At 65.0% G+C, this 22,957-nt stretch carries 24 protein-coding genes; 10 read left to right on the top strand and 14 right to left on the bottom strand.

Features of this window, described 5'->3' with window-relative positions; all coding sequences use genetic code 11:
* Positions 1-2: 2 nt before the first annotated feature.
* From FYK34_RS17450 to FYK34_RS17465, 4 genes are all read left to right on the top strand, one after another.
* The gene (locus FYK34_RS17450) at positions 3-767 is read left to right on the top strand and encodes a DeoR/GlpR family DNA-binding transcription regulator (RefSeq protein WP_149298660.1); all 765 of its coding nucleotides are present in this window, start codon (positions 3-5) and stop codon (positions 765-767) included.
* Positions 768-823: 56 nt separating this feature from the next.
* The gene (locus FYK34_RS17455) at positions 824-1,603 is read left to right on the top strand and encodes an EAL domain-containing protein (protein ID WP_149298662.1); all 780 of its coding nucleotides are present in this window, start codon (positions 824-826) and stop codon (positions 1,601-1,603) included.
* A gap of 173 nt (positions 1,604-1,776) precedes the next feature.
* Positions 1,777-2,469, top strand: coding sequence for a DUF7010 family protein (locus FYK34_RS17460; RefSeq protein WP_196782530.1), 693 nt, complete (start codon positions 1,777-1,779; stop codon positions 2,467-2,469).
* A gap of 151 nt (positions 2,470-2,620) precedes the next feature.
* Positions 2,621-3,013 carry a LysR substrate-binding domain-containing protein gene (locus FYK34_RS17465; RefSeq protein WP_149298664.1) on the top strand — a complete coding sequence of 131 codons (393 nt, stop codon included), beginning with the start codon at positions 2,621-2,623 and terminating at the stop codon, positions 3,011-3,013.
* A 133-nt stretch (positions 3,014-3,146) separates the two neighbouring features.
* On the opposite strand, the gene FYK34_RS17470 is transcribed toward FYK34_RS17465, so the two are convergent.
* Entirely contained in the window at positions 3,147-3,914 is a 768-nt protein-coding gene (locus tag FYK34_RS17470) for a DeoR/GlpR family DNA-binding transcription regulator (protein WP_149298666.1), read from the bottom strand.
* A 143-nt stretch (positions 3,915-4,057) separates the two neighbouring features.
* Complete coding sequence (locus FYK34_RS17475; protein WP_149298669.1) at positions 4,058-5,065, bottom strand: zinc-dependent alcohol dehydrogenase family protein; 1,008 nt, start codon at positions 5,063-5,065, stop codon at positions 4,058-4,060.
* 108 nt (positions 5,066-5,173) lie between these two features.
* On the opposite strand from FYK34_RS17475, the gene FYK34_RS17480 reads away from it, so the two are divergent.
* The gene (locus FYK34_RS17480; protein ID WP_168209792.1) at positions 5,174-6,085 is read left to right on the top strand and encodes an AraC family transcriptional regulator; all 912 of its coding nucleotides are present in this window, start codon (positions 5,174-5,176) and stop codon (positions 6,083-6,085) included.
* Here the strand turns inward: FYK34_RS17480 and FYK34_RS17485 are convergent.
* The 11 genes from FYK34_RS17485 to FYK34_RS17535 form a co-directional block, all read right to left on the bottom strand.
* Positions 6,082-6,831, bottom strand: coding sequence for an aspartate/glutamate racemase family protein (locus FYK34_RS17485; protein ID WP_149298673.1), 750 nt, complete (start codon positions 6,829-6,831; stop codon positions 6,082-6,084). The two genes, FYK34_RS17480 and FYK34_RS17485, sit on opposite strands and share 4 nt — an antisense overlap.
* Positions 6,832-6,855: 24 nt before the next feature.
* Positions 6,856-8,400 carry an EAL domain-containing protein gene (locus FYK34_RS17490; protein ID WP_149298675.1) on the bottom strand — a complete coding sequence of 515 codons (1,545 nt, stop codon included), beginning with the start codon at positions 8,398-8,400 and terminating at the stop codon, positions 6,856-6,858.
* A gap of 68 nt (positions 8,401-8,468) precedes the next feature.
* On the bottom strand, positions 8,469-9,848 hold the full coding sequence (gene argH, locus FYK34_RS17495) for an argininosuccinate lyase (RefSeq protein ID WP_149298677.1): 1,380 nt from the start codon (positions 9,846-9,848) through the stop codon (positions 8,469-8,471).
* A gap of 81 nt (positions 9,849-9,929) precedes the next feature.
* Entirely contained in the window at positions 9,930-10,664 is a 735-nt protein-coding gene (locus FYK34_RS17500) for a substrate-binding periplasmic protein (RefSeq protein ID WP_149298679.1), read from the bottom strand.
* Between the two features lie 352 nt (positions 10,665-11,016).
* A complete protein-coding gene (locus tag FYK34_RS17505; RefSeq protein WP_149296396.1) occupies positions 11,017-12,102 on the bottom strand; it encodes an IS5 family transposase in 1,086 nt (361 codons plus the stop codon).
* Positions 12,103-12,231: 129 nt separating this feature from the next.
* Positions 12,232-12,966, bottom strand: coding sequence for an amino acid ABC transporter ATP-binding protein (locus FYK34_RS17510; protein ID WP_149300062.1), 735 nt, complete (start codon positions 12,964-12,966; stop codon positions 12,232-12,234).
* A 5-nt stretch (positions 12,967-12,971) separates the two neighbouring features.
* Positions 12,972-13,637: an amino acid ABC transporter permease gene (locus FYK34_RS17515; protein WP_149298681.1), complete on the bottom strand. Its 666-nt coding sequence runs from the start codon at positions 13,635-13,637 to the stop codon at positions 12,972-12,974.
* Positions 13,637-14,377 carry an amino acid ABC transporter permease gene (locus tag FYK34_RS17520; protein WP_149298684.1) on the bottom strand — a complete coding sequence of 247 codons (741 nt, stop codon included), beginning with the start codon at positions 14,375-14,377 and terminating at the stop codon, positions 13,637-13,639. The genes FYK34_RS17515 and FYK34_RS17520 overlap by 1 nt, the downstream gene beginning before the upstream one ends.
* Before the next feature lie 156 nt (positions 14,378-14,533).
* Positions 14,534-15,442: a glutamate/aspartate ABC transporter substrate-binding protein gene (locus tag FYK34_RS17525; protein ID WP_149298686.1), complete on the bottom strand. Its 909-nt coding sequence runs from the start codon at positions 15,440-15,442 to the stop codon at positions 14,534-14,536.
* A 115-nt stretch (positions 15,443-15,557) separates the two neighbouring features.
* Positions 15,558-16,346 (bottom strand): 16S rRNA (adenine(1518)-N(6)/adenine(1519)-N(6))-dimethyltransferase RsmA, encoded by a 789-nt coding sequence (gene rsmA, locus FYK34_RS17530; RefSeq protein ID WP_149298688.1) that lies wholly within the window; start codon positions 16,344-16,346, stop codon positions 15,558-15,560.
* 63 nt (positions 16,347-16,409) lie between these two features.
* Positions 16,410-17,594: a Bcr/CflA family efflux MFS transporter gene (locus FYK34_RS17535; protein ID WP_149298690.1), complete on the bottom strand. Its 1,185-nt coding sequence runs from the start codon at positions 17,592-17,594 to the stop codon at positions 16,410-16,412.
* Positions 17,595-17,870: 276 nt separating this feature from the next.
* Between FYK34_RS17535 and FYK34_RS17540 the strand changes: the two genes are divergently transcribed.
* The 5 genes from FYK34_RS17540 to FYK34_RS17560 all read left to right on the top strand — a co-directional run bounded on the left by FYK34_RS17540 (position 17,871) and on the right by FYK34_RS17560 (position 22,059).
* Positions 17,871-18,467: a Maf family protein gene (locus FYK34_RS17540; RefSeq protein WP_149298692.1), complete on the top strand. Its 597-nt coding sequence runs from the start codon at positions 17,871-17,873 to the stop codon at positions 18,465-18,467.
* 14 nt (positions 18,468-18,481) lie between these two features.
* Complete coding sequence (rng, locus tag FYK34_RS17545; RefSeq protein WP_149298694.1) at positions 18,482-19,978, top strand: ribonuclease G; 1,497 nt, start codon at positions 18,482-18,484, stop codon at positions 19,976-19,978.
* A gap of 269 nt (positions 19,979-20,247) precedes the next feature.
* Complete coding sequence (locus tag FYK34_RS17550; RefSeq protein WP_149298696.1) at positions 20,248-20,517, top strand: hypothetical protein; 270 nt, start codon at positions 20,248-20,250, stop codon at positions 20,515-20,517.
* 219 nt (positions 20,518-20,736) lie between these two features.
* Entirely contained in the window at positions 20,737-21,354 is a 618-nt protein-coding gene (locus FYK34_RS17555; RefSeq protein WP_149298698.1) for a glutathione S-transferase family protein, read from the top strand.
* 36 nt (positions 21,355-21,390) lie between these two features.
* Positions 21,391-22,059 (top strand): O-methyltransferase, encoded by a 669-nt coding sequence (locus FYK34_RS17560; protein ID WP_149298700.1) that lies wholly within the window; start codon positions 21,391-21,393, stop codon positions 22,057-22,059.
* A gap of 61 nt (positions 22,060-22,120) precedes the next feature.
* On the opposite strand, the gene FYK34_RS17565 is transcribed toward FYK34_RS17560, so the two are convergent.
* Entirely contained in the window at positions 22,121-22,873 is a 753-nt protein-coding gene (locus FYK34_RS17565; protein WP_149298702.1) for a BPSS1780 family membrane protein, read from the bottom strand.
* Positions 22,874-22,957 lie beyond the last annotated feature (84 nt).

A 22,957-nucleotide genomic window follows, 5' to 3' on the forward strand; every position in this document is an offset into this window, starting at 1 on the left:
GCATGCTGATCCTGAATCAAAGACAACAAGAGCTGCTGGACATGGTCAGGCGCGACAGCTATGTCAGCGTGGAAAAACTGGCCGATCATTTCGCCGTCACCCGGCAGACCATACGCCGCGACATCGCCCTCCTGGCCGAGCATCAGCAGCTGCAGCGCTACCATGGCGGCGCCAGCGTGCTGTCCAGCGTGGAGAACGTGGCCTATCAGGCGCGCCAGGTGCTGTGCATAGAAGAAAAACGCCGCATCGCCGACTGCCTGGCGCGGCACATTCCGGACAACGCGTCCCTGTTCATCAATCTGGGCACCACCACGGAAGAAGTGGCCAAGGCGCTGCATCGCCATCGCGGCCTCAGGGTCATTACCAATAATCTGCACGTGGCCGAGCAGATGTGCGATTACCCGGACTGCGAGGTCATCGTGCTGGGCGGCTCGCTGCGCAAGCGCGACCGCGGCCTGACCGGCGAGGCGACGGTGCAGATGATCCGCCAGTTCCGCGTGGACTACGGCATCATCGGCGTGTCCAGCATCGAGTCCGACGGCACGCTGCGCGATTACGACTACCGCGAGGTGCGCACCACCGAGGCCATCATCCAGCAATCGCGCCAGGTGTTCCTGGCGGCGGACCACAGCAAGTTCGACCGGCCGGCGCTGGTGGAGCTGGGCCGGCTCAGCCAGATCGCCGCGCTGTTCACCGACAAGCCGGTGCCGCCGGCCATCGCCCGCCTCATGCAGGAGAGCGGCACCCAGCTGCATGTGGCCGAATAGTCTGGATACGTATTTTTGCTATGCTGAAGCATCGCGTCCACTAGACGGCATGCTTCATGCAACTCTCCCCGCCCCCGCTGGCCGACGGCGCGCTGTTCCGCGACGCCTCCGGCCGCTATTGCGCCAGCCTGGCCGGCCATCGCTTCTTCAGCGTCTTCCAACCCATTTTCTACAAGGGCGGCAGCCTGTTCGGCTACGAAGCGCTGCTCAGGGTGGTGGACGAGGGCGGAGAATGGCAGCCGCCGGACCGCTACTTGGGCGGCCTGCCGCCGGAACAGGCGCAGCTGGCGGACCGGCTGGCGCGGCTGATCCACGTGCGCAACTTCGCCCAAAGCAGCCAGGACGGCTGCCTGACCCTGAACCTGCTGGCCGCCACGGTGCAGGAAGACCATAGCGGCCGCAGCCACCTGCCCATGCTGAAAACCCTGTTGCAGACCGTGGAGCTGGACAGCGGCGGCGTGATTTTCGAAATCCCGGAATTTGAAGTGGAGCACCACGGCGCGCCCCTGCTGGACGGCCTGCGTCACGCCTCAGACATGGGCTTCGGCCTGGCGGTGGACGACTTCGGCGCGCTAGGCTCGCGCCACGGCAAGACCAGCGAGCTGTGCCCGGACATCCTCAAGATAGACCGCAGCCTGCTGCTGGATTACATGGCGGGCGAAACCCAGCGCCTGCCGGCGCTGCTGGAGCTGGGCTGGCAGATAGGCTGCCGCATGCTGGTGGAAGGCGTGGAAACCGCCGAGCAGCTGGAAGCGATGCGCGCGCTAGGCGTGGAACTGTATCAGGGCTTCTTCCTGGGCCGGCCGGGAGAGCTGCCGGTGATGCGCCAGTTGTAGGGCGCGGGGGGCTACGGGCAAATCGCGGGAACCGCCTGCGGCCAAGCTGCGCTACGGGGTTTCACGGGCGTGCCAGCACAATGTGCCAAAGCCATATGCAAAACACCCATCAATGACTCGGGGGATACGGCATCGCCCCAGCCAAGTAGCGTGTTTCGTCCAATTTTAGGTCCTTGCAAGAATCACGCAAATATGGCATTGTCATTATTTTGACATGCAAACTTTGTCGCATAATTTTCATACACCACCAATCTGGTGGTTTTCACTCGATGTTCCGGGTGGCTAATTACAACTTAGACAGCACTAACATTTATATGATCTCAAGTAGCTTCGAAGACGCACAGGCTGACATGCGTTCTGCTTACCTGTGGGGTGCTCCTGGGGTGTCAGTGTCCGGTGCAGTGTGGGTTATTTCCGCTTTGTTTGCTTCCTTTGTCAGCTTTAAGGCTGGAGTGTGGTCGTTATTGCTTGGTGGCACAGTCATTTTTCCGCTATCGCTCGTTGTGTGCCGGGCATTGGGTGCTAAAGCCAAGCACAGTGCTGACAATCCGCTCGGAAAGCTCGCATTGGAGGGCACGTTTTGGCTCTTGGCAGGTATAGCAGTGGCCTTCGGAATACAGGTGTTAAGGCCGGAGTGGTTCTATCCGTCAATGTTGCTCATGATCGGAGGGCGCTACTTCACTTTTCAAACCCTTTACGGGCTTCGTGCTTTTTGGTGGGCGGGTGGCACGCTTTGTTCGCTGGGCATTGCCTTGGCGCTGGCTAGCGCGGCACCGGCGCTAGCGGCGGCAGTAGGTGGAGGCACTGAGGTCGTGCTTTCAGTGCTGTTGTTCTCAATGGCGCGAGGTAAAAAAGATGCTGTCTAACTCGTCGTTCAAGCAGACAGCCTCACCGGTCCGGTGCATGCTGGGCTCTGAGAATTTTGTGTGCGGCGGGTCTGCCGCTTAACTCTGCATTAGGCGGCTCATGTAAAGTAATGCAAATGGACTTTGTTGCATAGCTCAAAATCATGCCAAAATGTTGCCGGCGTATTTGCAGGAATACGGCGCGCCGCGCGCAGCCACTGATCTGGCGCGTCATCGCTGCCTGCACTACCGCTTTCCCAGCAGCGGCAAGCTGCTGCCATGGCCGCTGGTGTTGGCGGACGGCGAAGAGGCGGAACCGCCGGTCAGCGCCAGCTGCAATACCGGCGAGGCCTTGATCGAGCTGGCCGAGCGCGGCATGGGCATTGTCTGCATGCCGGACTTCTCCATCCGCCGCGAGCTGGCTTCCGGCGCGCTGCTGGCGTTGGAGACGCCCCAGGTGCGGCGCAGCGGCAATCTGTATCTGCTCTGGCCGTCCACGCCGGCCATGCCGCCGCGGCTGCGCGCCTTTATCGACTACATGGCGGCGCATGTGTTTGCGGGCTGAGCGCCGGCTAAGGTTTGCGCGGGCAGCGCCGTGGGCGAGCCCGCGCTGCTGGCGGTATGGCGCGGCCTGCGCCGCCGCAATGAGAAAACCCGGCCAGCGGCCGGGTTTCGCGAAACAGGATGAGGATGTGGACTCAGGCCTCGGACAGCACCAGGCGCACGCTGTGCTCTTCCAAGAGCTTGCTGACCGGCTCCGGCGGCATGGCGTCGGTGAATACGGTGTGGAATTCGCTGATGTGGCCCATGCGCACCAGCGCGTTGCGGCCGAACTTGCTGTGGTCGGCGGCCAGATAGCGGTGGCGGGCGTTGTTCATCATCGCTTGGGCCACGCGCACTTCGCGGTAGTCGAAGTCCAGCAGCGAGCCGTCGGTTTCTATGCCGGACACGCCGATGATGGCGTAATCCACCTTGAACTGGTTGATGAAGTCCAGCGTCGCCACGCCGGTGATGCCGCCGTCAGACGCGCGCACGGTGCCGGAGGTGATCATCGCGGTGAAGTCCGGGTTGGTGGACATGATGGAGGCGACGTGGATGTTGTTGGTGATGACGCGCAGGCCTTTGTGCGTGGCCGTCAGCGCCTGCGCCACCGCTTCTATGGTGGTGCCTATGCTCATGAACAGCGAGGCGTGGTCCGGGATGCTGCGCGCGATCATTTCCGCGATATGGGCCTTTTCGCTCTGGAACTTTCCTTTGCGCGCAAAGTAGTCCTCATTCTCCACGCTGTTGCCCAGCGCGGCGCCGCCGTGATAGCGGCGCAACAGATTGGCCTCGCACAGCTGGTTGATGTCGCGGCGAATGGTTTGCGGCGTGACGTCGAGCAGACGGGCCAGCTCTTCAATCGGCATGAAGCCGTTTTCGCGGACCAGTTGCAGAATTTTGTCGTGACGTGGAGAGCGGCTCATAACTATTCGGAATCGAAAATCACGTTACTTTAGTAACATATTTGCACCCGGCTTAGCAAATGCGGGATGCAAAAAAAGCCGGCCGCGCGCGCTGGCGCAAGACCGGCTAGGCGTGCCCGCCACACTGGCGGCGGGCACGATTTCTAGTGCTGGATCACCACCTTGCCGAAATGGCGGCGCGCGTCGAAATGCTCAAAAGCCGCGCGCGCCTCGCCAAATGAGAAAACCTGATCGACGACCGGCCGCAGCTTATGTTGGCCGATGGCGCGCAGCATGGCCTCCATGCCCTCGCGGTGGCCCACGGCGATGCGGCGCAGCGTGGCGCCGCTCATGAAATAGCGCATGAAGTCCAGCGCCGCGCCGCCCTGGTCCAGGAAGCCGATCACGGCGATTTCGCCGCCGACGGCGATGGCGGCCAGCGATTGTTCCAGGGTGCCCTGGCCGCCCACTTCGATGATGCGGTCCACGCCGCCGCCGCTCAGCGCCCGTGCCCGCTCGCCCCAATTCTGCGCGGCGCGGTAATCGATCACCTCGTCCGCGCCCAGCGCCTTCAATTTCTCGGCCTTGTCCGCGCTGGAGGTGGTGGCGATCACCCGCGCGCCCATCAGCTTGGCCAGCTGCACCGCGAACAAGGACACGCCGCCGGTGCCCTGGGTCAGCACCGTGTCGCCGGCCTTGACCGGCTGCGGCCCGGTCAGCGCGGTCCAGGCGGTCAGCGCGGCGCAGGGCAGCGCGGCGGCCTCGGCGTAGCTCAGATGGTCCGGCACGCGGACCAGCGCCTCCTCGCTCACCGTCTTGTATTGGCACAACCAGCCGTCCAGATTGCTGCCGTACTGGCGGGCGGCCTGCTCCAGCGGAAACGGCCCGCCGAACCATTCCGGGAAGAAGCTGTTGCAGACGCGGTCGCCCACGGCGAAGCGGCGGCAGCCTTCGCCCAGCGCGATGATCTCGCCGGCGCCGTCGGACAGCGGAACCAGGCCGTCGCTCCAGCTCATTGGGTAATGGCCGTGCAGCAGGGCCAGATCGCGGTAGTTCAAAGAGCTGGCATGCACTTTGACCAGCACTTCGCCGCGGCCGGGCGCGGGCATGGCTTCGTCCTGCATGCGCAGGGAATCGAGCGAGCCGAAACGGGAAAAACGGTAGCTTTGCATTGCGGATGTCCTTGCGTGAAATATCGCAGGAACATCTTGCCGCGGCGCGCGGAGATGATGAATGATTGGCCGTATCCGTTTTTTCACCATTCGTGCCGGAGTCTCATCATGGACTTGCTGGAAGACCTGTTTGCCGCGATGCGGGTGCAGAGCGCGCTGTATGCTCGGCTGGAGGCCCGCGCGCCGTGGGGAATAGACTTCGCCCATCAGGTGTCGGCGCGCTTCGGCATTGTCGCCCATGGCCAGGCCTGGCTGGCCGGAGCGGGCCAGGCCGAACCGCTGCATGTGGAAGCGGGCGATCTGTTCATCGTCAGCGGCGGCCAGCGTTTCTGCCTGATGGACGCGCCAGGCCGTCAGGCCTTGCCGTGCGAGACCGTATTCGACGGCCGTCGCGACGGCGTGATCCGCTTCGGCGGCGACGGCGAGGAAACCGGCATCGTGTCCGGCCGCTTCGTGTTCGATGCCGCCGCCGGCGCGCCATTGATGGACATGCTGCCGCCGGTGCTGCATGTGCGGCTGGACGCGGAGCGGGCGCGGCTGCTGCAGGCGGCGCTGGAGATGATCGCCCGCGAGAACGCCGAGCCGGGGCTGGGCTCGCGGCTGGTGGTGCAAAAACTGGTGGACGTGCTGCTGATCGAGGCGCTGCGCATTCATTGCCTGTCGGGCCAGGGACAGGGCTGGCTGGGCGCGCTGGCGGATAGGCGGCTGTCGCCCGTGTTGCGCGCGCTGCATGACGATCTGGCCGCGCCGTGGACGCTGGACAGCATGGCCGCGCGCGCCGGCATGTCGCGCTCGGCCTTCGCCCGTCATTTCCGCCAGCGGGTAGGCGATACGCCGCTGAACCATCTCACCGGCTGGCGCATGCAGCGGGCGCGGGCCTTGCTGAGCGGAAGCCGGCTATCGCTGGCCGAGGTGGCGGCGCGGGTGGGCTACGACAGCGACGCCGCCTTCCAGCGCGCCTTCAAGCGGCTGGCGGGCCTGCCGCCGGGCGAGTACCGGCGCGCGGCCCAGCCGGATTAGACGCAGGCGGCGTTGAGCGCGGCTTCGGCCAGCACCAGGGTGGTGTCTATGGCCGGCACGCCGCAATTGGCGTCGTTCAGGACCAGGGGCAGCTCGGTGCAGGCCAGCGCCACGCCGTCGCAGCCCTGGGCCTTCATCGCCTCTACCACTTCCAGCAGCGCGGCCACGGTGACTGCGCTGGCGCCGCCGGTGGGCACCAGCTCGGCGAAGATCGCGTTTTGGATCAGCGCCTGCTGCGCCTCGTCCGGGATGATCTCCGTGATGCCGCGCTCGGCCAGCGGCGTTTGATATAGCCGGCGCGCCATGGTCCAGCGGGTGCCGAGTATCGCCACTTGCTTCAGGCCGCGCGCGGCGCAGGCCTCAGCCACCACGTCCAGCATGCTGATCAGCGGGATGGGGGAGCGCGCGCGGATGTCGTCCACCACCAGGTGCACGGTGTTGGCCGGGATCACCGCCAGTTCGGCGCCGGCGCCGGCTAGCCGATCTAGCGAGCCGACGATGGAGTCGGCTACGCGGTCCCAGCGGTCGTCGTCCTGCGCCTGGTGCACCGCGCCGAAGTCGGGCTGATCCAAAACGAAGCGCGGGTGATGAAGGGGTGGGAAACGGCCCGCGCACAGGCGGTGCATCTTGGACAGGCAGTCTACGGCGCCGGGCACGGTGACGCCGGCAATGCCTATGGTTTTCGCTTGCATGGTTCTGCCAAAGTGAAACGCCGCGGGCGGCGCGATGCCGGGCAGTTTACGCATGCGGCATTGTTGAGGCAATCTATCTTACCCATTCCAGGTGTCGCCGGCGCGCCAGCGGCGGATGAACTCGTCCAGCGGCATGGGGCGGGCGATGTGATAGCCCTGCAGCCAGCCCACGCCCAATTGGGCCAGGTAATCGAACTGGGCGGCGGTTTCCACGCCTTCCGCCACCGTATCCAGGCCCAGCTTGGCCGCCAGCTCCGCCACGCTGTCGACGATATGGGCGGACAAGCCGTCGCTGCCGATGCCGGCGACGAAGCTTTGGTCTATCTTCAGCCCGTCCACCGCCAGTTGCTGCAAGTAGACCAGGCTGGAGTGGCCGGTGCCGAAATCGTCCAGCGCGATCTTCGCGCCCAGCGCGTGCAGCCTTTGAAACAGCGCCTCCACCTCTGGCGTGATGGCGATGATCTCGCGTTCGGTCAGTTCCAGCGTCAGCACCGCGCCGCGTGCCGCCAGCGCGCGCTGCCAGCGGGCGCAGTCGTCGAAGAAGCCTGGGTCGTCCAGGTGCGCGCGGCTGATGTTGAAGCCGAGGTGGAAGCCCGCCGGCAGCCGCAGCGGCGCCAGCCGCGGGATCAGCCTGTCCATCATGCCGCGCGTCATCGGCACGATCAGGCCGCTTTCCTCGGCGCGCGGGATGAACAGGTCGGGCCGGACCAGGCCTTCGCGCGGGTGGCGCCAGCGCATCAGCGTCTCGGCGCCCTGCCAGCCGGCCTGGCCGGGTTTGACCAGCGGCTGCAGAAAACCCTCGAACTCATCGTTTTCCAGCGCGCGGCGCAATTCGTCGCTGGGCGAGGCCGGCCGGCCCAGCAGCCAATACAGCGCGCCGCCGGCCAGCAGGCTCAGCGCCACCACCACCAGCAAGAGCGCGGCATGGCGGCGCCACAGCCATTCGCGGTTGCCGGGCAGCGCGTAACCGGTGGCGACGGCGTAGGGGTAGCGCGTCGATGACAGGCGGATCTGGATTTGCGCCGGCAGCGGCGGCTGGCCGGCGCCGGCCAGGCGCGGCCCCAGCCATTGCCCGCCTACGATCAGGTAGACCGGCGCGCCGTCGCTGGCGTCCTGCAGCGCCAGCTGCAGATAGCGGCCGTCCACGGCGGCCAGCGTATCGCCATGCGGGCCTGCCGTGCGGAAGTGCATCAGCGGCACGTCCGGCGTGGTGCGGTTGCCGGGCAGCAGGCGCAAGGCGCCGCCGACAAAAGGGCTGGAGTAGGGTTTGGGATGCGGGATGGCGCCGGACAGCGAGGTGCAGTAGATGGCCCCGTCGCGCAGCAAACCGGTGCTGCGCACGAAGGGTACGATGGTGGCCTGGCGGCGCAGTTCGGGCGCGGCGCTGGCGCAATCGCTGCCGGCCAGCGGCTGGATGGCGCGGCTGGCCAGCGCGGCCTGGTCCAGAATCTCGTCTAGCTGGCTCCTGGCTTGCTCCGCTTGCCGCCGCGCCTGTTCGGCCAGGTCGCGCTTTTCCTGCCACAGCAGGGTGGGTGCGATGGCCAGCAGCGGCAAGGCGGCGACCAGCAAACTGGCCAGCAGATGGGACAGGCGATGCTGGCGGCGGGGATGCAGAGGATTCATGGCGAGATGGCGTTGCGCGGAGGCGGAAAATCAAAACGCCCTCCAGCGGGAGGGCGTAACGGGGAGACTCAGCCCAGCCGGCCGCGGTGGCGGGCGATCTGCGCCTTGACCTGGGCCGGCGCGGTGCCGCCTACGTGGTCGCGCTGGGCCAGGCTGCCTTCCGGCGTCAGCACGGCGAACACATCGTCCTCGATCAGCGCCGAGAATTCGCGCAATTGGGCCAGCGGCAGGTCGGCCAGGTCCACGCCCTGTCCCTCGGCGTGGCGCACCGCCAGCGCCACCACCTCGTGGCTGTCGCGGAAGGGCAGGCCCTTTTTGACCAGGTAGTCTGCCAGATCGGTGGCGGTGGCGAAGCCCTGCAGCACGGCCGCGCGCATCGCTTCCGGCTTCACCGTCACGCCGCGCATCATGTCGGCGTAGATGCGCAGGGTGGTTTGCAGGGTGTCCATGGTGTCGAACAGCGGTTCCTTGTCTTCCTGATTGTCCTTGTTGTAGGCCAGCGGCTGCGCCTTCATCAAGGTGATCAGCGCGATCAGGTGGCCGACGACGCGGCCGGACTTGCCGCGCACCAGTTCCGGCACGTCCGGGTTCTTCTTCTGCGGCATGATGGACGAGCCGGTGCAGAAGCGGTCGGCGATGTCGATGAAGCCGACGCGCGGGCTCATCCACAGGATCAGCTCTTCCGACAAGCGCGACAGGTGGATCATCACCAGGCTGGCGGCGGCGGCGAATTCGATGGCGAAGTCGCGGTCGGACACCGCGTCCAGCGAGTTGTGGCAGACGTCGTCGAAGCCCAGCAGCTGAGCGGTGTAGTGGCGGTCTATCGGGTAGGTGGTGCCGGCCAGCGCCGCCGCGCCCAGCGGCAGGCGGTTGACGCGCTTGCGGCAGTCCTGCATCCGTTCGGCGTCGCGCGCCAGCATTTCCACATAGGCCAGCAGGTGGTGGCCGAAGGTGACCGGCTGCGCCACCTGCAGGTGGGTGAAGCCCGGCATCACCGTATCGGCGTTCGCCTCCGCCAGGTCCAGCAGGCTCTTTTGCAGCTCGGACAGCAGATGGACGGTGGCGTCGAGTTCGCCGCGCAGCCACAGCCGGATGTCGGTGGCCACCTGGTCGTTGCGGCTGCGGCCGGTGTGCAGGCGCTTGCCGGCGTCGCCGATGCGGTCGGTCAGCCGGCGCTCGATATTCATGTGCACGTCTTCCAGGTCCACGCTCCATTCCAGCCGGCCGGCGCGGATGTCCGCCAGGATGTCGTCCATGCCATGCTGGATGGCGGCCAGGTCGGCGTCGCTGAGCACGCCCGATCGGTGCAGCATCGCGGCGTGGGCCAGCGATCCGGCGATATCCACCTCGGCCAGACGGTAGTCGAAGCCGATGGAGGCGGTGTAGTGCTTGACGAGTTCGGAAACCGGCTCGGAAAAACGGCCGGACCAGGCGTGTTGGTCTTGCATGGCGTGACGTCCTGCGGTGAGAGTGCGAAAACTCTACTATGCCAGCCGCCACCGCTCGCGGCCAGTGTCCTGGCGGATAGACTACGGCGTGGCCGACAGCAGGCGGGCAATGGTGCCGTCGGCCACCATGCCGCGCAGGGCTTGTTGGATGCGGGTCTTTTGCGGCTGCAGCGGCGAGCGCCGCGCCAGGGCCAGGCGGTTGGGGTGGTGGTCGTCCAGGGTCAGGACGGCGCGCTTCACCTTGCCCGCGAACTCCGGCCGGGCCGCCAGTTCGCGGCCCTGGCTGCTGTTGACGATCAACACGTCCACGCGGCCTTGCGCCAGCTTGCGGAAGCCGGACTCCATGCCGGGGCTGGCGTCGCGGCGCAATTGGGCATCGCCGTCGAAGCGGGGGGTATAGCTGACGCCTTCGGAGACGCCCACGCGGCGAGCGTGCAGATCCTCGTAGCGGGCGATGACGCTGTTGTCGTCGCTGCGCTGATAAAACGCCAGATGGTCGCCATTGGCGAACGCCGGTTCCAGAAAGTCCAGATAGCGCGATCGTTCCGGCGTGGGCCGCACGCCTATCATCAGGTCGGCGCGGCCTTGCTCCATCATGGCCAGGCAGCGCGACAGCGGGCAATGCGCGAAGCGCAGCGGCAGTTTCAGCCGGCGCGCCAGCTCGCGCACGATGTCGGCATATGGTCCCGCCGGCAGGCCATGCGCGTCCAGGCGTTTCCACGGTTCGAACACGCTGTAGGCAAGGACCAGCTCTGGCGCCGCCAGCGCGGACTGACTGCACAGGGCAAGCAGCAGCAGGGCGATCAATTTCTTCACGGAATGGACCCGGCGATATTTTTGGCCATGCTAGTACCGTTAAGGAATGCATGGAGCATTTATTGCTTTTCTTGCAAGCGGCTGTTGCAAAAATGGGGCCAAAGCCCGGCCAAGCGCCCTGTGCCATGACGCCAGCGATGAAAAAGCCCGGCTGGCGGCCGGGCTGGGGAGCGGACATGGCGCCGCTTGTCGACGCTAACAGGCCGTTGAAAAACACGTCGATCTTGCCCCAACCCATTTCCGTATGAACAAAAATGGGCGGTTTCAGCGGGCTGAATGCCCATAAATCCGTTCTCTGCCTGAGTTTTCAGGCTGTTTGCCGGTTATCCGGCGATTTTGGGCGCAATACGCCCTATACATGCGATCCGCCCCAGCAACCGGACAGGCTGCCCATGCGGATCAGGTTATAGGTCGCAAACGCTAAAAAAGTTTGCCCGGCCAGTTTGGCCCGGCCGATCAGTTTGGTTTTGCGAAGGCCTCCGACGGTTTTCAGCCAGCCGAAGCATTCCTCGATCCGTTTGCGTCGCCGCTGGCTGATCGCGTAACCCTCATGGCGCGTGGTGCGGCTGTCGATGGCGCTGCCGACACGCTTGCGCGCCACGTGCGGCGTAATGCCCAAGCCTCGGCAGCCGTTCACGAAAGCAGGCGTGTCATAGCCCTTGTCCGCGCCGACGGTGCTGCCTTTCTTGGCATTGCGCAGCAACAGGTTCAGCGCTTCGATGTTTTCGGCGTGGCCATTGACCTCGGACACCGAGACGTCCACAACCAGACCGTTGCGGTTCTCGGTCAGGATATGGGCCATATGGCACAAGCGGCTGGCGTCGCCGGCGCTCTTGCGGGCCAGTCGCGCTTCCGGATCGGTTCGCGATTGATGCGTCTGGTTGCTTCGCTTCTCGCCCCGGAAATCGACGTCCGGGTTGCGCCCTGCGGGTGGGGACGTGTCGTCATCCTTGTGAACAAAGCTTTTGTGCGAAGCCCAGGCATCGATCAGCGTGCCGTCGACGCTGAAATGTTCGTCGCTGGTGAGCTTGCCCCACTCGGCCAGGCTGCGTACGCGAATGAAGAAGGCGCGGGCGACGTCTTCGGTAAACAAGCGGTCGCGATTTTGCGAGAAGGTCGAGTGATCCCATACGCGGGCATCGGCGGAAAGACCGACGAACCAGCGAAACAGCAGGTTGTAGTCCAGTTGCTCGACCAGCAGCCGCTCGGAGCGGATGGTGTAGAGCACTTGCAGCAGGGAGGCGCGCAGCAGATGTTCGGGCGGAATCGAAGGCCGCCCGACCCGGGAATATAAGCCGTCGAATATCTCATTCATCGAGCCGAGCACCAGATCGACCATCTGGCGGATCTTGCGCAGCGGGTGATTGGCCGGGATGCGATCTTCCAGCTGGATGTAGCTGAACAGGCTCGTCTGACTGTCGTTGCGGACGCCTCTCATCGGGTGCTTTCGCGGTTCGTTGGATGTTGATGATTATACCAAATGAATGGCTGTTGGTTTTTCAACGGCCTGCTAAGCCCCCTACCGCGCCTGATCCCAGGCGCGAGGCAGGATCGGGTGGAGCGGGTCTTAGTGTTGCAGGATCTTGGACAGGAACTGTCGCGCGCGCTCGCTGCGGGCGTCCAGATCGCCGAAGAATTCTTCCTTCTTGCAGTCCTCGACGATATGGCCCTGGTCCATGAAGATCACGCGGTCGGCCACGCGGCGGGCGAAGCCCATTTCGTGGGTCACGCACATCATGGTCATGCCCTCGTGCGCCAGCTCGCTCATCACGTCCAGCACCTCGTTGATCATCTCCGGGTCCAGCGCGCTGGTGGGCTCGTCGAACAACATGGCGATGGGGTCCATGGCCAGCGCGCGGGCGATGGCCACCCGCTGCTGCTGGCCGCCGGACAGCTGGCCGGGATGCTTGTCGGCGTGCGCCCTGAGGCCCACGCGGTCCAGCAGCTTCAGGCCCTTGGCCATGGCTTCGTCGCGGCCGCGGCCCAGCACCTTGATCTGGGCGATGGCCAGGTTCTCGGTGATGGACAGGTGCGGAAACAGCTCGAAATGCTGGAACACCATGCCGACGCGGCTACGCAGCTTGGGCAGGTCGGTTTTCGGATCGCCCACCGAGATGCCGTCGACGATGATCTCGCCCTGCTGGAACGGCTCCAGCGCGTTGACGCACTTGATCAGGGTGGATTTGCCGGAGCCGGACGGCCCGCACACCACCACCACCTCGCCCTTGGCGACCTCGGTGGTGCAATCGGTCAGCACCTGGAAGTCGCCATACCATTTGCTGACCTTGTTCAGCGAAATCATTGCAGTCATACAGCCAACCTTTGTTGCAGGCGCTTCACCAGGCGGGAGGCGCCGAAACTGATTACGAAGTAGACCGTGCCGGCGAATATCAGGAATTCATGCGGCAGGCCGACGATGTCGCCCTTGGAGCGGGCGGTGTTCAGGAAATCCATCAAGCCGACAGCGTAAACCAGGGAGGTATCCTGGAACAGGATGATGGACTGCTGCAACAGCAGCGGCATCATCTTGCGCAAGGCCTGCGGCAGCACCACCAGGCGCATCACCTGATGGTAGCGCATGCCCAGGGCGTAGGCGGCGTTGGCTTGGCCCTTCGGTATCGCCTGGATGCCGGCGCGGACGATCTCGGCGAAGTAGGCCGCCTCGAACATGACGAAGGCCACCAGGCAGGAGGTGAAGGCCCCCACCGGTTCCAGATTGCCGGTGATCCAGTTCAGCAGCATGGGCACCGCCAGGTAGAACCAGGAAATCACCAGCAGCAGCGGAATGGAACGGAAGTAATAGATGTAGAACTTGGCCAGCGCCGACAAGGGCTTAACGTCGGACAGCCGCGCCAGCGCCAGGAAAATGCCCAGCACCACGCCGCCGATCACGCCGCCGGCCGTCATCTTCAAGGTCAGCATCATGCCTTGCGACAGGCCCGGCATGGCCGGAATGATTTGGCTGAAATCCATTATTTGCCTCCCATCATGCCGGGCACCCGCAGTTTCTTCTCCAGCGCGTTCATCATCAGCATCAGGCTCATGTTCAGCGTGAAATAGATGATGGTGGACAGGGTGAAGGCCTCGAACAGGTTGGCGGAGAACTCAGCCGTCTGCTTGGTCTGCGCCAGCAGCTCCATCAGGCCGATCAAGGACGCCACCGACGAGTTCTTGATGATGTTCAGGAACTCGCTGGTCAAGGGCGGGATGATGATGCGCGCCGCCTGCGGCAACAGCACGTGGCGGTAAGTCTGGCCCAGCGAGAAGCCCATGGCCATGGCCGCGTTGCGCTGGCCGCGCGGCAGCGCCTCGATGCCGGTGCGCACCTGCTCCGCCACGCGCGCGGCGGTGAACAGGCCCAGGCAGACCACGACGGACAGGTATTGCGAGGTGGCCGGCGCCAGGTCCTGCTTGAACCAGACCTGCGCGCCCTGAGGCAGCAGGTCCGGCACCAGGAAGTACCAGACGAATAGCTGCACCAAGAGCGGCACATTGCGGAACAGTTCGACATAGGCGGTGGCCAGGGCGGCCAGGCCGCGATGCGGCAGCGTGCGCGCCACGCCGACCGCGGTGCCGACGACGAGCGCCACGATCCAGCCGGAAAGCGCCACGGCCAGGGTCCAGCCCAGGCCGGAGACGAACCAGTTCAGATAGATTTCGCTGCCGACGCCGGTGGGTTTGAAGAAGACTCCCCAGTCCCAGTGATAATTCATTGCAACCACTCCCAACCGCGCGGCCGGGGCGGCGGCGCGGCGATCAATGCTCCCCGCGGCGGCCGGATGGCGGCCGCGCAGGGTCAAACCGCCGCCCTGACGGGCGGCGCGACGGACAAAGCTTCAGGGCGGAGGCCGCATTGGCGGCCAGGCAGGTTACTCGGCCGGCTTGTCGGTCGGCTTGGCCAACAGCGCCTTCAGCTCGTCGGACATCGGGAAGTTCAGGTTCAGGCCCTTGGGCGGCACCGGGCTGGTGAACCATTTGGCGTAGATCTTGTTGATTTCGCCGGACTTGAAGGTTTTTTCCAGCGCGGTGTCCACCACCTTCTTGAAGGCCGGGTCGTCCTTGCGCAGCATGCAGCCGTAGATTTCATACGATTGCGACTTGCCGGTCACGGTCCAGTTGGACGGATTCTTGGCCTTGGCCATTTCGCCGTACAACAGCGCGTCGTCCATCATGAAGGCGACGGCGCGGCCGGATTCCAGCATCAAGAAGGATTCGCCGTGGTCCTTGGCCGAGATGATGTTCATGCCCATGTTCTTGCTGGCGTTCATGGACTTGATCAGGCGCTCGGAGGTGGTGCCGGCGGTGGTGACCACGTTCTTGCCCTTCAGGTCCGGAAAGTCTTTGACGCCGGAGTTCTTGGCGGTCAACAGGCGGGTGCCGATCTCGAAGATGCCGACCGAGAACGCCACTTGCTTGCCGCGCTCGGCGTTATTGGTGGTGGAGCCGCACTCCAGGTCCACCGTGCCGTTCTGCACCAGCGGGATGCGGTTCTGCGAGGTCACCAAGTTATAGCGCACCTGCAGATTGGGCATCTTCAATTCCTTCTTCACCTCGTCCACTACCTTGTTAGCCAGGTCCACGGAATAGCCGATGGGCTTCTGGTTGTTGTCGTAGTACGAGAACGGGATGGAGGAGTCGCGGTTGCCCAGCACGATGACGCCGGAATCCTTGATCTTCTTCAGCGTGCCGGTCAGCTCGGCGGCGGCGGCGGATTGAGTGGCCAGGGCGGCGAGGGCGGCCAGGGTGCAGCCGGCGACGACGGAAGCGCGAATACGCATGAGTGTTTCTCCTTATGACTCTCTTTGCGAAGGAAGGCGCCGCCGCGGCAAGGGCGGCGCCTTAGACTTTCTTTGTAGTGTTTGTCCGACAGTATGCAGTTATTTTTTATTCGTGTCAGGACGAAATGCCTTTGTCAGACAAATGGTTCGCCAAGCGAACATAGTCTTCCACCGGCAGGTTTTCCGGGCGCAGGCCGGGGTCTATGCCCACGGCCTCCAGGTCGGCCACGTCGGCCAGGCCCTTCAGATTGTTGCGCAGGGTCTTGCGGCGCTGGGCGAAGGCCTGGGTCACCAGTTTCTCCAGCAGGCCCTCGTCGCGGGCCACACCGCGCGCGCCCGGCGCCGGGATCATCCGCACCACGGCGGAGTCCACTTTTGGCGGCGGCCAGAACGCTTCCGGCGGCACGAACAGGATGTTTTCCATGTAGAAGCGGTATTGCAGCATCACCGACAGCCGGCCGTAATCGGCGGTGGACGGCTCCGCCACCATGCGCTCGATCACCTCTTTTTGCAGCATGAAGTGCATGTCGGTGACGCGGTTGCCGTAAGTGGCCAGGTGGAACAGCAGCGGGGTGGAGATGTTGTACGGCAGGTTGCCGACGATCTTCAGCGGCGCGTCGCTGACCGAGGCGAAGTCGAAGGCCAGCGCGTCGCCGGCGTGGATGGTCAGCTTGTCTGCCGAATGCTCGGCGCGCAGACGCTCGATGATGTCGCGGTCGATTTCCACCACATGCAGGTGCTTGAGGCGGGCCAGCAGCGGTTTGGTGATGGCGCCCAGGCCGGGGCCGATTTCGATCACGACATCGTCCGGCTGCGGATTGACCGCGTGGACGATGCCGGCGATGACGCTGGCGTCTTGCAGGAAGTTCTGCCCGAAACGCTTGCGCGGAATGTGCTTGCTCATGAATCTGCCAATCTTGGGAACAGCCGCGATTGTACTCGCGCCGCGGCGAATGTCCCAAGCGATTCAGGCAGTTGCCGCCCTGGCTTGCGGCGCAGGCGCCGAACGCAACAGCAACAGACAGCCGCCGGCGAGCGGCAGCACGGCGAGTGCCAGCGCCCACTCGCCTGGCAACGGCAACTGGGGCAGCAGGCCGGACAGGACGGAGGCGAACAGCATCTGCGCGCAGCCCAGCAGCGCGGCGGCGCGGCCGGCGGCATGGCCGAACGGCCCCATCGCCAGGCTGCTGGCCGGCCCCAGGGTGAAGGCGAAGCCCACGCTCAGCACCCCTACCGGCAGCAGGTAATGCCAGGCCTCTGGCCTGCCCGCCAGCAACAGCAGAAGCGCGCCGGCGACCAGCATCAGGCATAGCCCCAGCTTGAGCACGGCCAGCTGGCAGAAGCGGCCGATCAGGCGCAGGCCGACAAAGCTGGCCGCCATGAGCAGCAAGGCATTGCCGCCGAACAGCACGCCGAAGGTGGTGGCGGGCAGGCCGCCGCGCGCGATCAGCACGCCGGGCGCCAGCGTCACGTAGCTCAGGATCAGGCCCAGGGCAGTGCAACTGCAGGCGCCGTAGCGCCACAGCGCAGGATGGCCCAGCAACTCGGCCAGGCGGATGCCGGCCGACCGCTCCGGGCGCTGGGGACGGGTTTCCGGCATGGCGGCCGCCAGCAGCGCGCATGCCGCCAGGGCCGAGGCGGACAATAGGTAGAAGCAGGCGCGCCAGCCGTAGCGCTCTGCCAACAAGCCGCCGAAGGCCGGCGCCAGCGCCGGCACGATGTTCAGGGTGCCGTTGAGCAGGCTGTAACGCTGAGCGGCGGCGTCGCCGGAAAAGCAATCGCGGATGATGGCGAAGGCGCAGACCGCGCTGGCGCTGGCCGCCAGGCCTTGCAGACTGCGCGCCAGCAGGAAACTGACCAGCGTGTCGCATCGGCTCGCCAGCAGCGAGGCAAGGGCGTAGACCAGCAGGCCGCCCAGCGCCACCGGGCGGCGGCCCAGCCGGTCCGCCAGCGGGCCGAACAGCAGCTGGCCCAGGCCCAGGCTGAACACGAAGGCACCTATGCTGGCCGAGGCATCGGCATGGAATTGCCGCTGCAGCATGGGCAGCGCGGACAGGTAGAGGTCTATGCCCAGCGGATTGAACAGGATCAGCAGGATGGCGGCGGCGGTAGCCGGATTGGCCTGGCGGGCGGCGAGGCTGGCGTGCGACATGGAATAGCCTGGTGGCGGAAAATGCCCATGTTATCAAAACAGGCATGCATTGTTCAATTTGCATAATAAAAGTTGATTGCAAATTGAATGTCATTCTACGTGCCGGGTCAACCCAGTCTTGCATACAATCGTTTACTGAAATGCATGCCGAATTAAGTGATTGAATCCACGAGACTTGCGCCGCGCCGCGGCGCCGGAGCGGCGGCGGGACCATGGTTGGCGGCCTGCCGCTCTGGTAACCTAGGCGGCAGCCCAAGAACAAACGAGCAGCCTGACATGATTGCCAATGACAATAGAATCTACCTCGCTTCCGGCAGCCCCCGCCGGCGCGAGCTACTGGAGCAGCTTGGCCTGAATCTGGAGCGCATCCACGCTGACATCGACGAAAGCGTGCGCCCCGGCGAGGACGCGGTGGCCTATACCGAACGGCTGGCGAGGGAAAAGGCCGAGGCAGGCTGGCGCGTGGTGGCGTCTTGCGGATTGCCGGAACGTCCGCTGCTGGCGGCGGACACCACGGTGACGCAGGATGGCGAAATCTTCGGCAAGCCGGCAGACGCCGACGACGCCCGCCGCATGCTGCGCGCCTTCTCCGGCCGCCGCCACCAGGCCATCACCAGCGTGGCCGTTATGCGGGGCGACAGGCTGCTCGTCAAGACCTCGGTCACCGACGTGTTTTTCAAGGCGCTGTCCGACGCCGAGATCGAGCGCTACCTCGCCAGCGGCGAACCGTTCGACAAGGCCGGCGCCTATGGCATCCAGGGCCGCGCCGGCGTGTTCATCGAACGCATCGAGGGCAGCTACACCGGCGTGATGGGCCTGCCGGTGCATGAAACCGCGCTGCTTCTGGCCGAATTCGGCTTCGCGCTGCCGTAAGCCGGAGAACCAATATGCTGCATCAATCAATACCGCTGCCGCGCGATCTGCCGCGGCCGCAGGAACAAATCCTGGTCAACATCACGCCGCAGGAAACCCGCGTCGCCGTGCTGGAGGAAGGCGTGGTGCAGGAGCTGCATGTGGAGCGCGCCGCCAGCCGCGGCATCGTCGGCAACATCTACCTGGGCCAGGTCAAGCGCGTGCTGCCGGGCATGCAGAGCGCCTTCATCGAGATCGGTCTGGAACGCGCCGCCTTCCTGCACATCGCCGACGTGCTGGAGCAGCGCCAGCATCCCACCGAGCCGCAACGCATAGAAAAGATGCTGTTCGAGGGCCAGACCGTGCTGGTGCAGGTGATCAAGGACCCGATAGGCACCAAGGGCGCGCGGCTGTCGACGCAGATCTCGCTGGCCGGCCGTTTCCTGGTGCATCTGCCGCAGGAAGAGCACATCGGCGTGTCGCAGAAGATAGAAAGCGACGCCGAGCGCCACAGCCTCAAGACCCGGCTGGAGAAATTGCTGCCGGCGGACAGCCCCCGGGGCTACATCATCCGCACCAGCGCCGAGACCGCCCGCGACGACGAGCTGGCCGCCGACATCGAATACCTGAGCAAGCTGTGGTGCGACATCCGGCATAAATCGCAAACCCTGCCGGCGCAAAGCCTGTTGTACGAAGACCTGCCGCTGGCGGTGCGGGTGCTGCGCGACATGGTCAGCGGCTACACCGACAAGGTGCTGGTGGACTCCAACGAGAACTACAGCCGCATGGTGGAGTTCGCCGAGCAGTACGTGCAGATCGCCGTCGACAAGATCGAGCGCTACGCCGGCGAGCGGCCGCTGTTCGAGCTGCATGGCATCGAGGCGGAGATAGACAAGGCGCTGGCGCGCCGCGTCAACCTGAAGTTCGGCGGCTATCTGATCATCGACCAGACCGAGGCGATGACCACGATAGACGTCAACACCGGCGGCTTCGTCGGCAACCGCAATTTTGACGAAACCATCTTCAAGACCAATCTGGAAGCCACCCAGGTCATCGCGCGCCAGCTGCGGCTGCGCAATCTGGGCGGCATCGTCATCGTCGATTTCATCGACATGGACAGCGAGGAGCATCAGGCGGCGGTGTTGTCCGAACTGGCCAAGGCCATGGCGCGCGACCGCACCCGCGTCACGCTGAACGGCTTCACCAGTCTGGGCCTGGTGGAAATCACCCGCAAGCGCACCCGCGAAAGCCTGGCCCATGTGCTGTGCGAGCCCTGCCCCACTTGCCAGGGCCGCGGCGAGATCAAGACGGCGCAGACGGTGTGCTACGAAATCCAGCGCGAGATTGTGCGCGAGGCGCGCCAGTACGACGCCAAGAGCTACCGCATTCTCGCGGCGCAGTCGGTGATAGACATGTTCCTGGACGAGGAATCGCAAAGCCTGGCCATGCTGGTGGACTTCATCGGCAAGCCGGTGTCGTTGTCGGTGGAGTCCAGCTACACCCAGGAGCAGTTCGACGTGGTGCTGCACTAGGGCGGAAGCCCGGCCAAGCCGGGCGTGCCGCCTGTCCGCGCCGCCATGGCGTGAAGCGGCGAGGCAAGAACGGGCGATGCGCTGATGCGATCGCCCGTTTTGTTTTGCGCGGCATCCGGCTTAGGCGTCTGTGGGTAAAAAGGGAATGACGAGGTTTCTGTGGATAAGCGCCTTGCCTCCGGCCGATGCCCGCCAGGCTCATCCCCGTCTGCAAACCGCTACACTGAAAATGGCAGTCCCGCGACAGTCTTGCGACAGGAGGAAAAGCCATGGACGCGCTCAGCCGTGAAAACCTGCTGTGCTTGGTGGAGGACGTGGAGGCGGAAGACCCTATCGACTACGCCGACCTGCCTTTCGACGAACCAAACCTGCGCGAACTGATCGTGGACTCGTTGTTGGAGCGCGAGCTGTTGTTCCGCGCCGAGGAGCCGGACGAGGCCAAGCGCATGCTGGTGTATCTGGCCGCCACCGCGCGGCTGACATTGGAAAACCTGGTGCTGCATGCCCGCTTGCTGCGCGCCGGGCTGGAGGACGGTTAAGGCCGCCCGCCGCGGTTCTCGGCGAGAGACTCTGATAGGGGCGGCGGGTGCCGGCCCTTGTTCATGCTTCAAGCCGCCGGCTGAAATCCCGGCTGTGCATGATCTTGCGATTTGACAGCTTGTCGCGTTGAGCAGAACACACGGTCAAATGGCTAAAATAAACATTTGGCATGCCGGGTGGTATGCTGTTCATCCCTCCTCCTCCATCAGGATGAACCCATGCTCCGCCTGCTCGGCCGCGCCAACTCCATCAATGTCCGCAAGGTGCTGTGGACCTGCCATGAAATCGGCCTCGATTACCAACGTGAGGACTGGGGACGCGGCTTCCGGCCCGTCAGCGATCCTGAGTTTCTGGCGCTGAATCCCTTCGCGCAAATCCCCGCGCTGGTGGACGGCGACGTGGCGCTGTCCGAATCCAACGCCATCTGCCGCTACCTGGCCGCCAAGCATGGCCGGCATGATCTGCTGCCGGCCGATCCCGCCGCGAGGGCGCAAGTCGAACGCTGGATGGACTGGCAGCTCGCGGAGCTGAATCCTGCATGGGTCTATGCGTTCCAAGCGCTAAGCAGGCATAACCCAGACTACCCAGACTCGGGCGGTGTTGGCAAAAGCATTGAAGACTGGGCCAAGCAAATGGCCACCCTGGAATCACAGTTGGGCGAGGGCTGGATCTTGGGCGAAACCTTCACCCTGGCCGACATTGTCCTGGGCGTGTCGATACAGCGCTGGCTGCTGACGCCGTTCGACAAGCCGGCGCTGCCCAGGACCGAAGCCTATTTCGAACGGCTGCGCCGGCGGCCGGCTTATCAGGCGCATGGCGGCGCGGGCGTGGCCTGAGCCGCTGCAGATACTTACCTTGCCAGGAGAACAGACATGAACGACGCACAATGGGCCGCGCTGGACGATTACTACAGCACGGAGCTGGTCAAACAGGACGAGGCGCTGGAGGCGGCCTTGGCCGATAGCGCGGCGGCGGGGCTGCCGGCCATCCAAGTGCCGCCTAATCAGGGCAAGTTCTTGAACCTGCTGGCGCGCATCCACGGCGCCAAGCGGGTGCTGGAGATCGGCACCCTGGGCGGCTACAGCGCCATCTGGCTGGCGCGCGCGCTGCCGGCAGACGGCCAGCTGGTCACGCTGGAATATGAGGCCAAGCATGTCGAAGTGGCCGCCGCCAATCTGGCCCGCGCCGGTCTGGCCGACAAGGCGCGGATACTGCAGGGCGCGGCGGCGGATACGCTGCGCCGGCTGATCGAGCAGGGCGAGCCGCCGTTCGACTTCATCTTCATCGACGCCGACAAGCCCAACAACCCGCTCTATCTGGAACTGGCGCTGCAGCTGTCGCGCCCCGGCACGGTGATCGTCGGCGACAACGTGGCGCGCGGCGGCGAAGTGGCCAATGCGGCCAATCCTGACCCGGCCATCCAGGGCATACGCCGCTTCATCGAGCTGATGGGCGACAATCCGCGCCTGTCCGCCACCGCGATGCAGACGGTGGGCGCCAAGGGCTACGACGGTTTCGCCCTGGCGGTGGTCGAGGGCTGAGCCGCGCGCGCAAAAAACGGGCAGCCAAGGCTGCCCGTTTTGTTTGACTGCTTGAACCGGCTTACGGCTGAGCCGCCGGCTCCGGCTGGCCGTACACGTCCTTCCAGCTGGTGTAGGCGGTGACGAAGGCCACCGGGCACCACAGCAGCAGGCCCAGGCCCAGGGTCAGCATGACTGGAATCAGCAACAGGCCCAGCGCTAGGCCGGCCACCAGCATGGGCAGCCAGTTGGCCAGGCCGGCGCGCAGGCTGGCCAGAATGGCCTGCCACGGCGACACGCGGTCCAGCGTCACCAGCGACGGCGCGAACCAGTAGCTCAGGCTGACGACGAACATCACCACCGACATCGTCAGCAGCAACAGGGCGACGAAACCGCCGGCCGCTGCCGGCTTGGCATCGATGGCGAGATGGCCGCTCGCCATGCCGCTCATCATCCCGGTGGACACCCCGGCCATGCCGACGATCAGCATCGCCGCCACCATCAGCGCGAAGAACATGGCGCCCACTTGCAGCAGCGGGCCGGGCATCAGGCGGAAGCCGGCGAACAGATCGGCCAGCTCCAGCTCCTCGCCGCGTTCGGACTTGCGCGCGGCCAGGATGAAGCCGCCGGCGAACACCGGACCGATGATGGCGCCCACCAGGCTGCCGATGAAGGGCACGGCGTGGATGACGAAATGGATCAGCAGGTAGACCAGGGTCAGCAGCACCCAGGTCAAGGGCTGTTCGCGCACGATGTGGAACGCTTCCACGCACCAGCGCCAGCCGCGGGCAGCGCTCACCTTGCGGGCCGGGGGCGGAGTTTCATATGCCTGCATCTTGGTCTCCATTGAGGCGCATCTTGCGCCGGAAAGTGGGAAATAAGGCTAGACCATGCCGTCTGAACATGGTTCTGCTTGATT

Source organism: Chromobacterium paludis, assembly GCF_008275125.1.
GTDB classification, from domain to species: domain Bacteria; phylum Pseudomonadota; class Gammaproteobacteria; order Burkholderiales; family Chromobacteriaceae; genus Chromobacterium; species Chromobacterium paludis.

Bases quoted from the DNA above. Each gene is read 5' to 3' on its own strand.
- rsmA (WP_149298688.1), bottom strand. From the start codon at position 16,346: ATGAGCAAGCACATTCCGCGCAAGCGTTTCGGGCAGAACTTCCTGCAA.
- FYK34_RS17535 (WP_149298690.1), bottom strand. From the start codon at position 17,594: ATGTCGCACGCCAGCCTCGCCGCCCGCCAGGCCAATCCGGCTACCGCC.
- FYK34_RS17540 (WP_149298692.1), top strand. From the start codon at position 17,871: ATGATTGCCAATGACAATAGAATCTACCTCGCTTCCGGCAGCCCCCGC.
- FYK34_RS17490 (WP_149298675.1), bottom strand. From the start codon at position 8,400: ATGAATCCTCTGCATCCCCGCCGCCAGCATCGCCTGTCCCATCTGCTG.
- FYK34_RS17525 (WP_149298686.1), bottom strand. From the start codon at position 15,442: ATGCGTATTCGCGCTTCCGTCGTCGCCGGCTGCACCCTGGCCGCCCTC.
- FYK34_RS17510 (WP_149300062.1), bottom strand. From the start codon at position 12,966: ATGATTTCGCTGAACAAGGTCAGCAAATGGTATGGCGACTTCCAGGTG.
- FYK34_RS17505 (WP_149296396.1), bottom strand. From the start codon at position 12,102: ATGAGAGGCGTCCGCAACGACAGTCAGACGAGCCTGTTCAGCTACATC.
- FYK34_RS17485 (WP_149298673.1), bottom strand. From the start codon at position 6,831: ATGCGTAAACTGCCCGGCATCGCGCCGCCCGCGGCGTTTCACTTTGGC.
- FYK34_RS17550 (WP_149298696.1), top strand. From the start codon at position 20,248: ATGGACGCGCTCAGCCGTGAAAACCTGCTGTGCTTGGTGGAGGACGTG.
- FYK34_RS17465 (WP_149298664.1), top strand. From the start codon at position 2,621: ATGTTGCCGGCGTATTTGCAGGAATACGGCGCGCCGCGCGCAGCCACT.
- FYK34_RS17555 (WP_149298698.1), top strand. From the start codon at position 20,737: ATGCTCCGCCTGCTCGGCCGCGCCAACTCCATCAATGTCCGCAAGGTG.
- FYK34_RS17560 (WP_149298700.1), top strand. From the start codon at position 21,391: ATGAACGACGCACAATGGGCCGCGCTGGACGATTACTACAGCACGGAG.
- FYK34_RS17470 (WP_149298666.1), bottom strand. From the start codon at position 3,914: ATGAGCCGCTCTCCACGTCACGACAAAATTCTGCAACTGGTCCGCGAA.
- FYK34_RS17480 (WP_168209792.1), top strand. From the start codon at position 5,174: ATGGACTTGCTGGAAGACCTGTTTGCCGCGATGCGGGTGCAGAGCGCG.
- FYK34_RS17515 (WP_149298681.1), bottom strand. From the start codon at position 13,637: ATGGATTTCAGCCAAATCATTCCGGCCATGCCGGGCCTGTCGCAAGGC.
- FYK34_RS17565 (WP_149298702.1), bottom strand. From the start codon at position 22,873: ATGCAGGCATATGAAACTCCGCCCCCGGCCCGCAAGGTGAGCGCTGCC.
- FYK34_RS17520 (WP_149298684.1), bottom strand. From the start codon at position 14,377: ATGAATTATCACTGGGACTGGGGAGTCTTCTTCAAACCCACCGGCGTC.
- rng (WP_149298694.1), top strand. From the start codon at position 18,482: ATGCTGCATCAATCAATACCGCTGCCGCGCGATCTGCCGCGGCCGCAG.
- FYK34_RS17455 (WP_149298662.1), top strand. From the start codon at position 824: ATGCAACTCTCCCCGCCCCCGCTGGCCGACGGCGCGCTGTTCCGCGAC.
- argH (WP_149298677.1), bottom strand. From the start codon at position 9,848: ATGCAAGACCAACACGCCTGGTCCGGCCGTTTTTCCGAGCCGGTTTCC.
- FYK34_RS17450 (WP_149298660.1), top strand. From the start codon at position 3: ATGCTGATCCTGAATCAAAGACAACAAGAGCTGCTGGACATGGTCAGG.
- FYK34_RS17475 (WP_149298669.1), bottom strand. From the start codon at position 5,065: ATGCAAAGCTACCGTTTTTCCCGTTTCGGCTCGCTCGATTCCCTGCGC.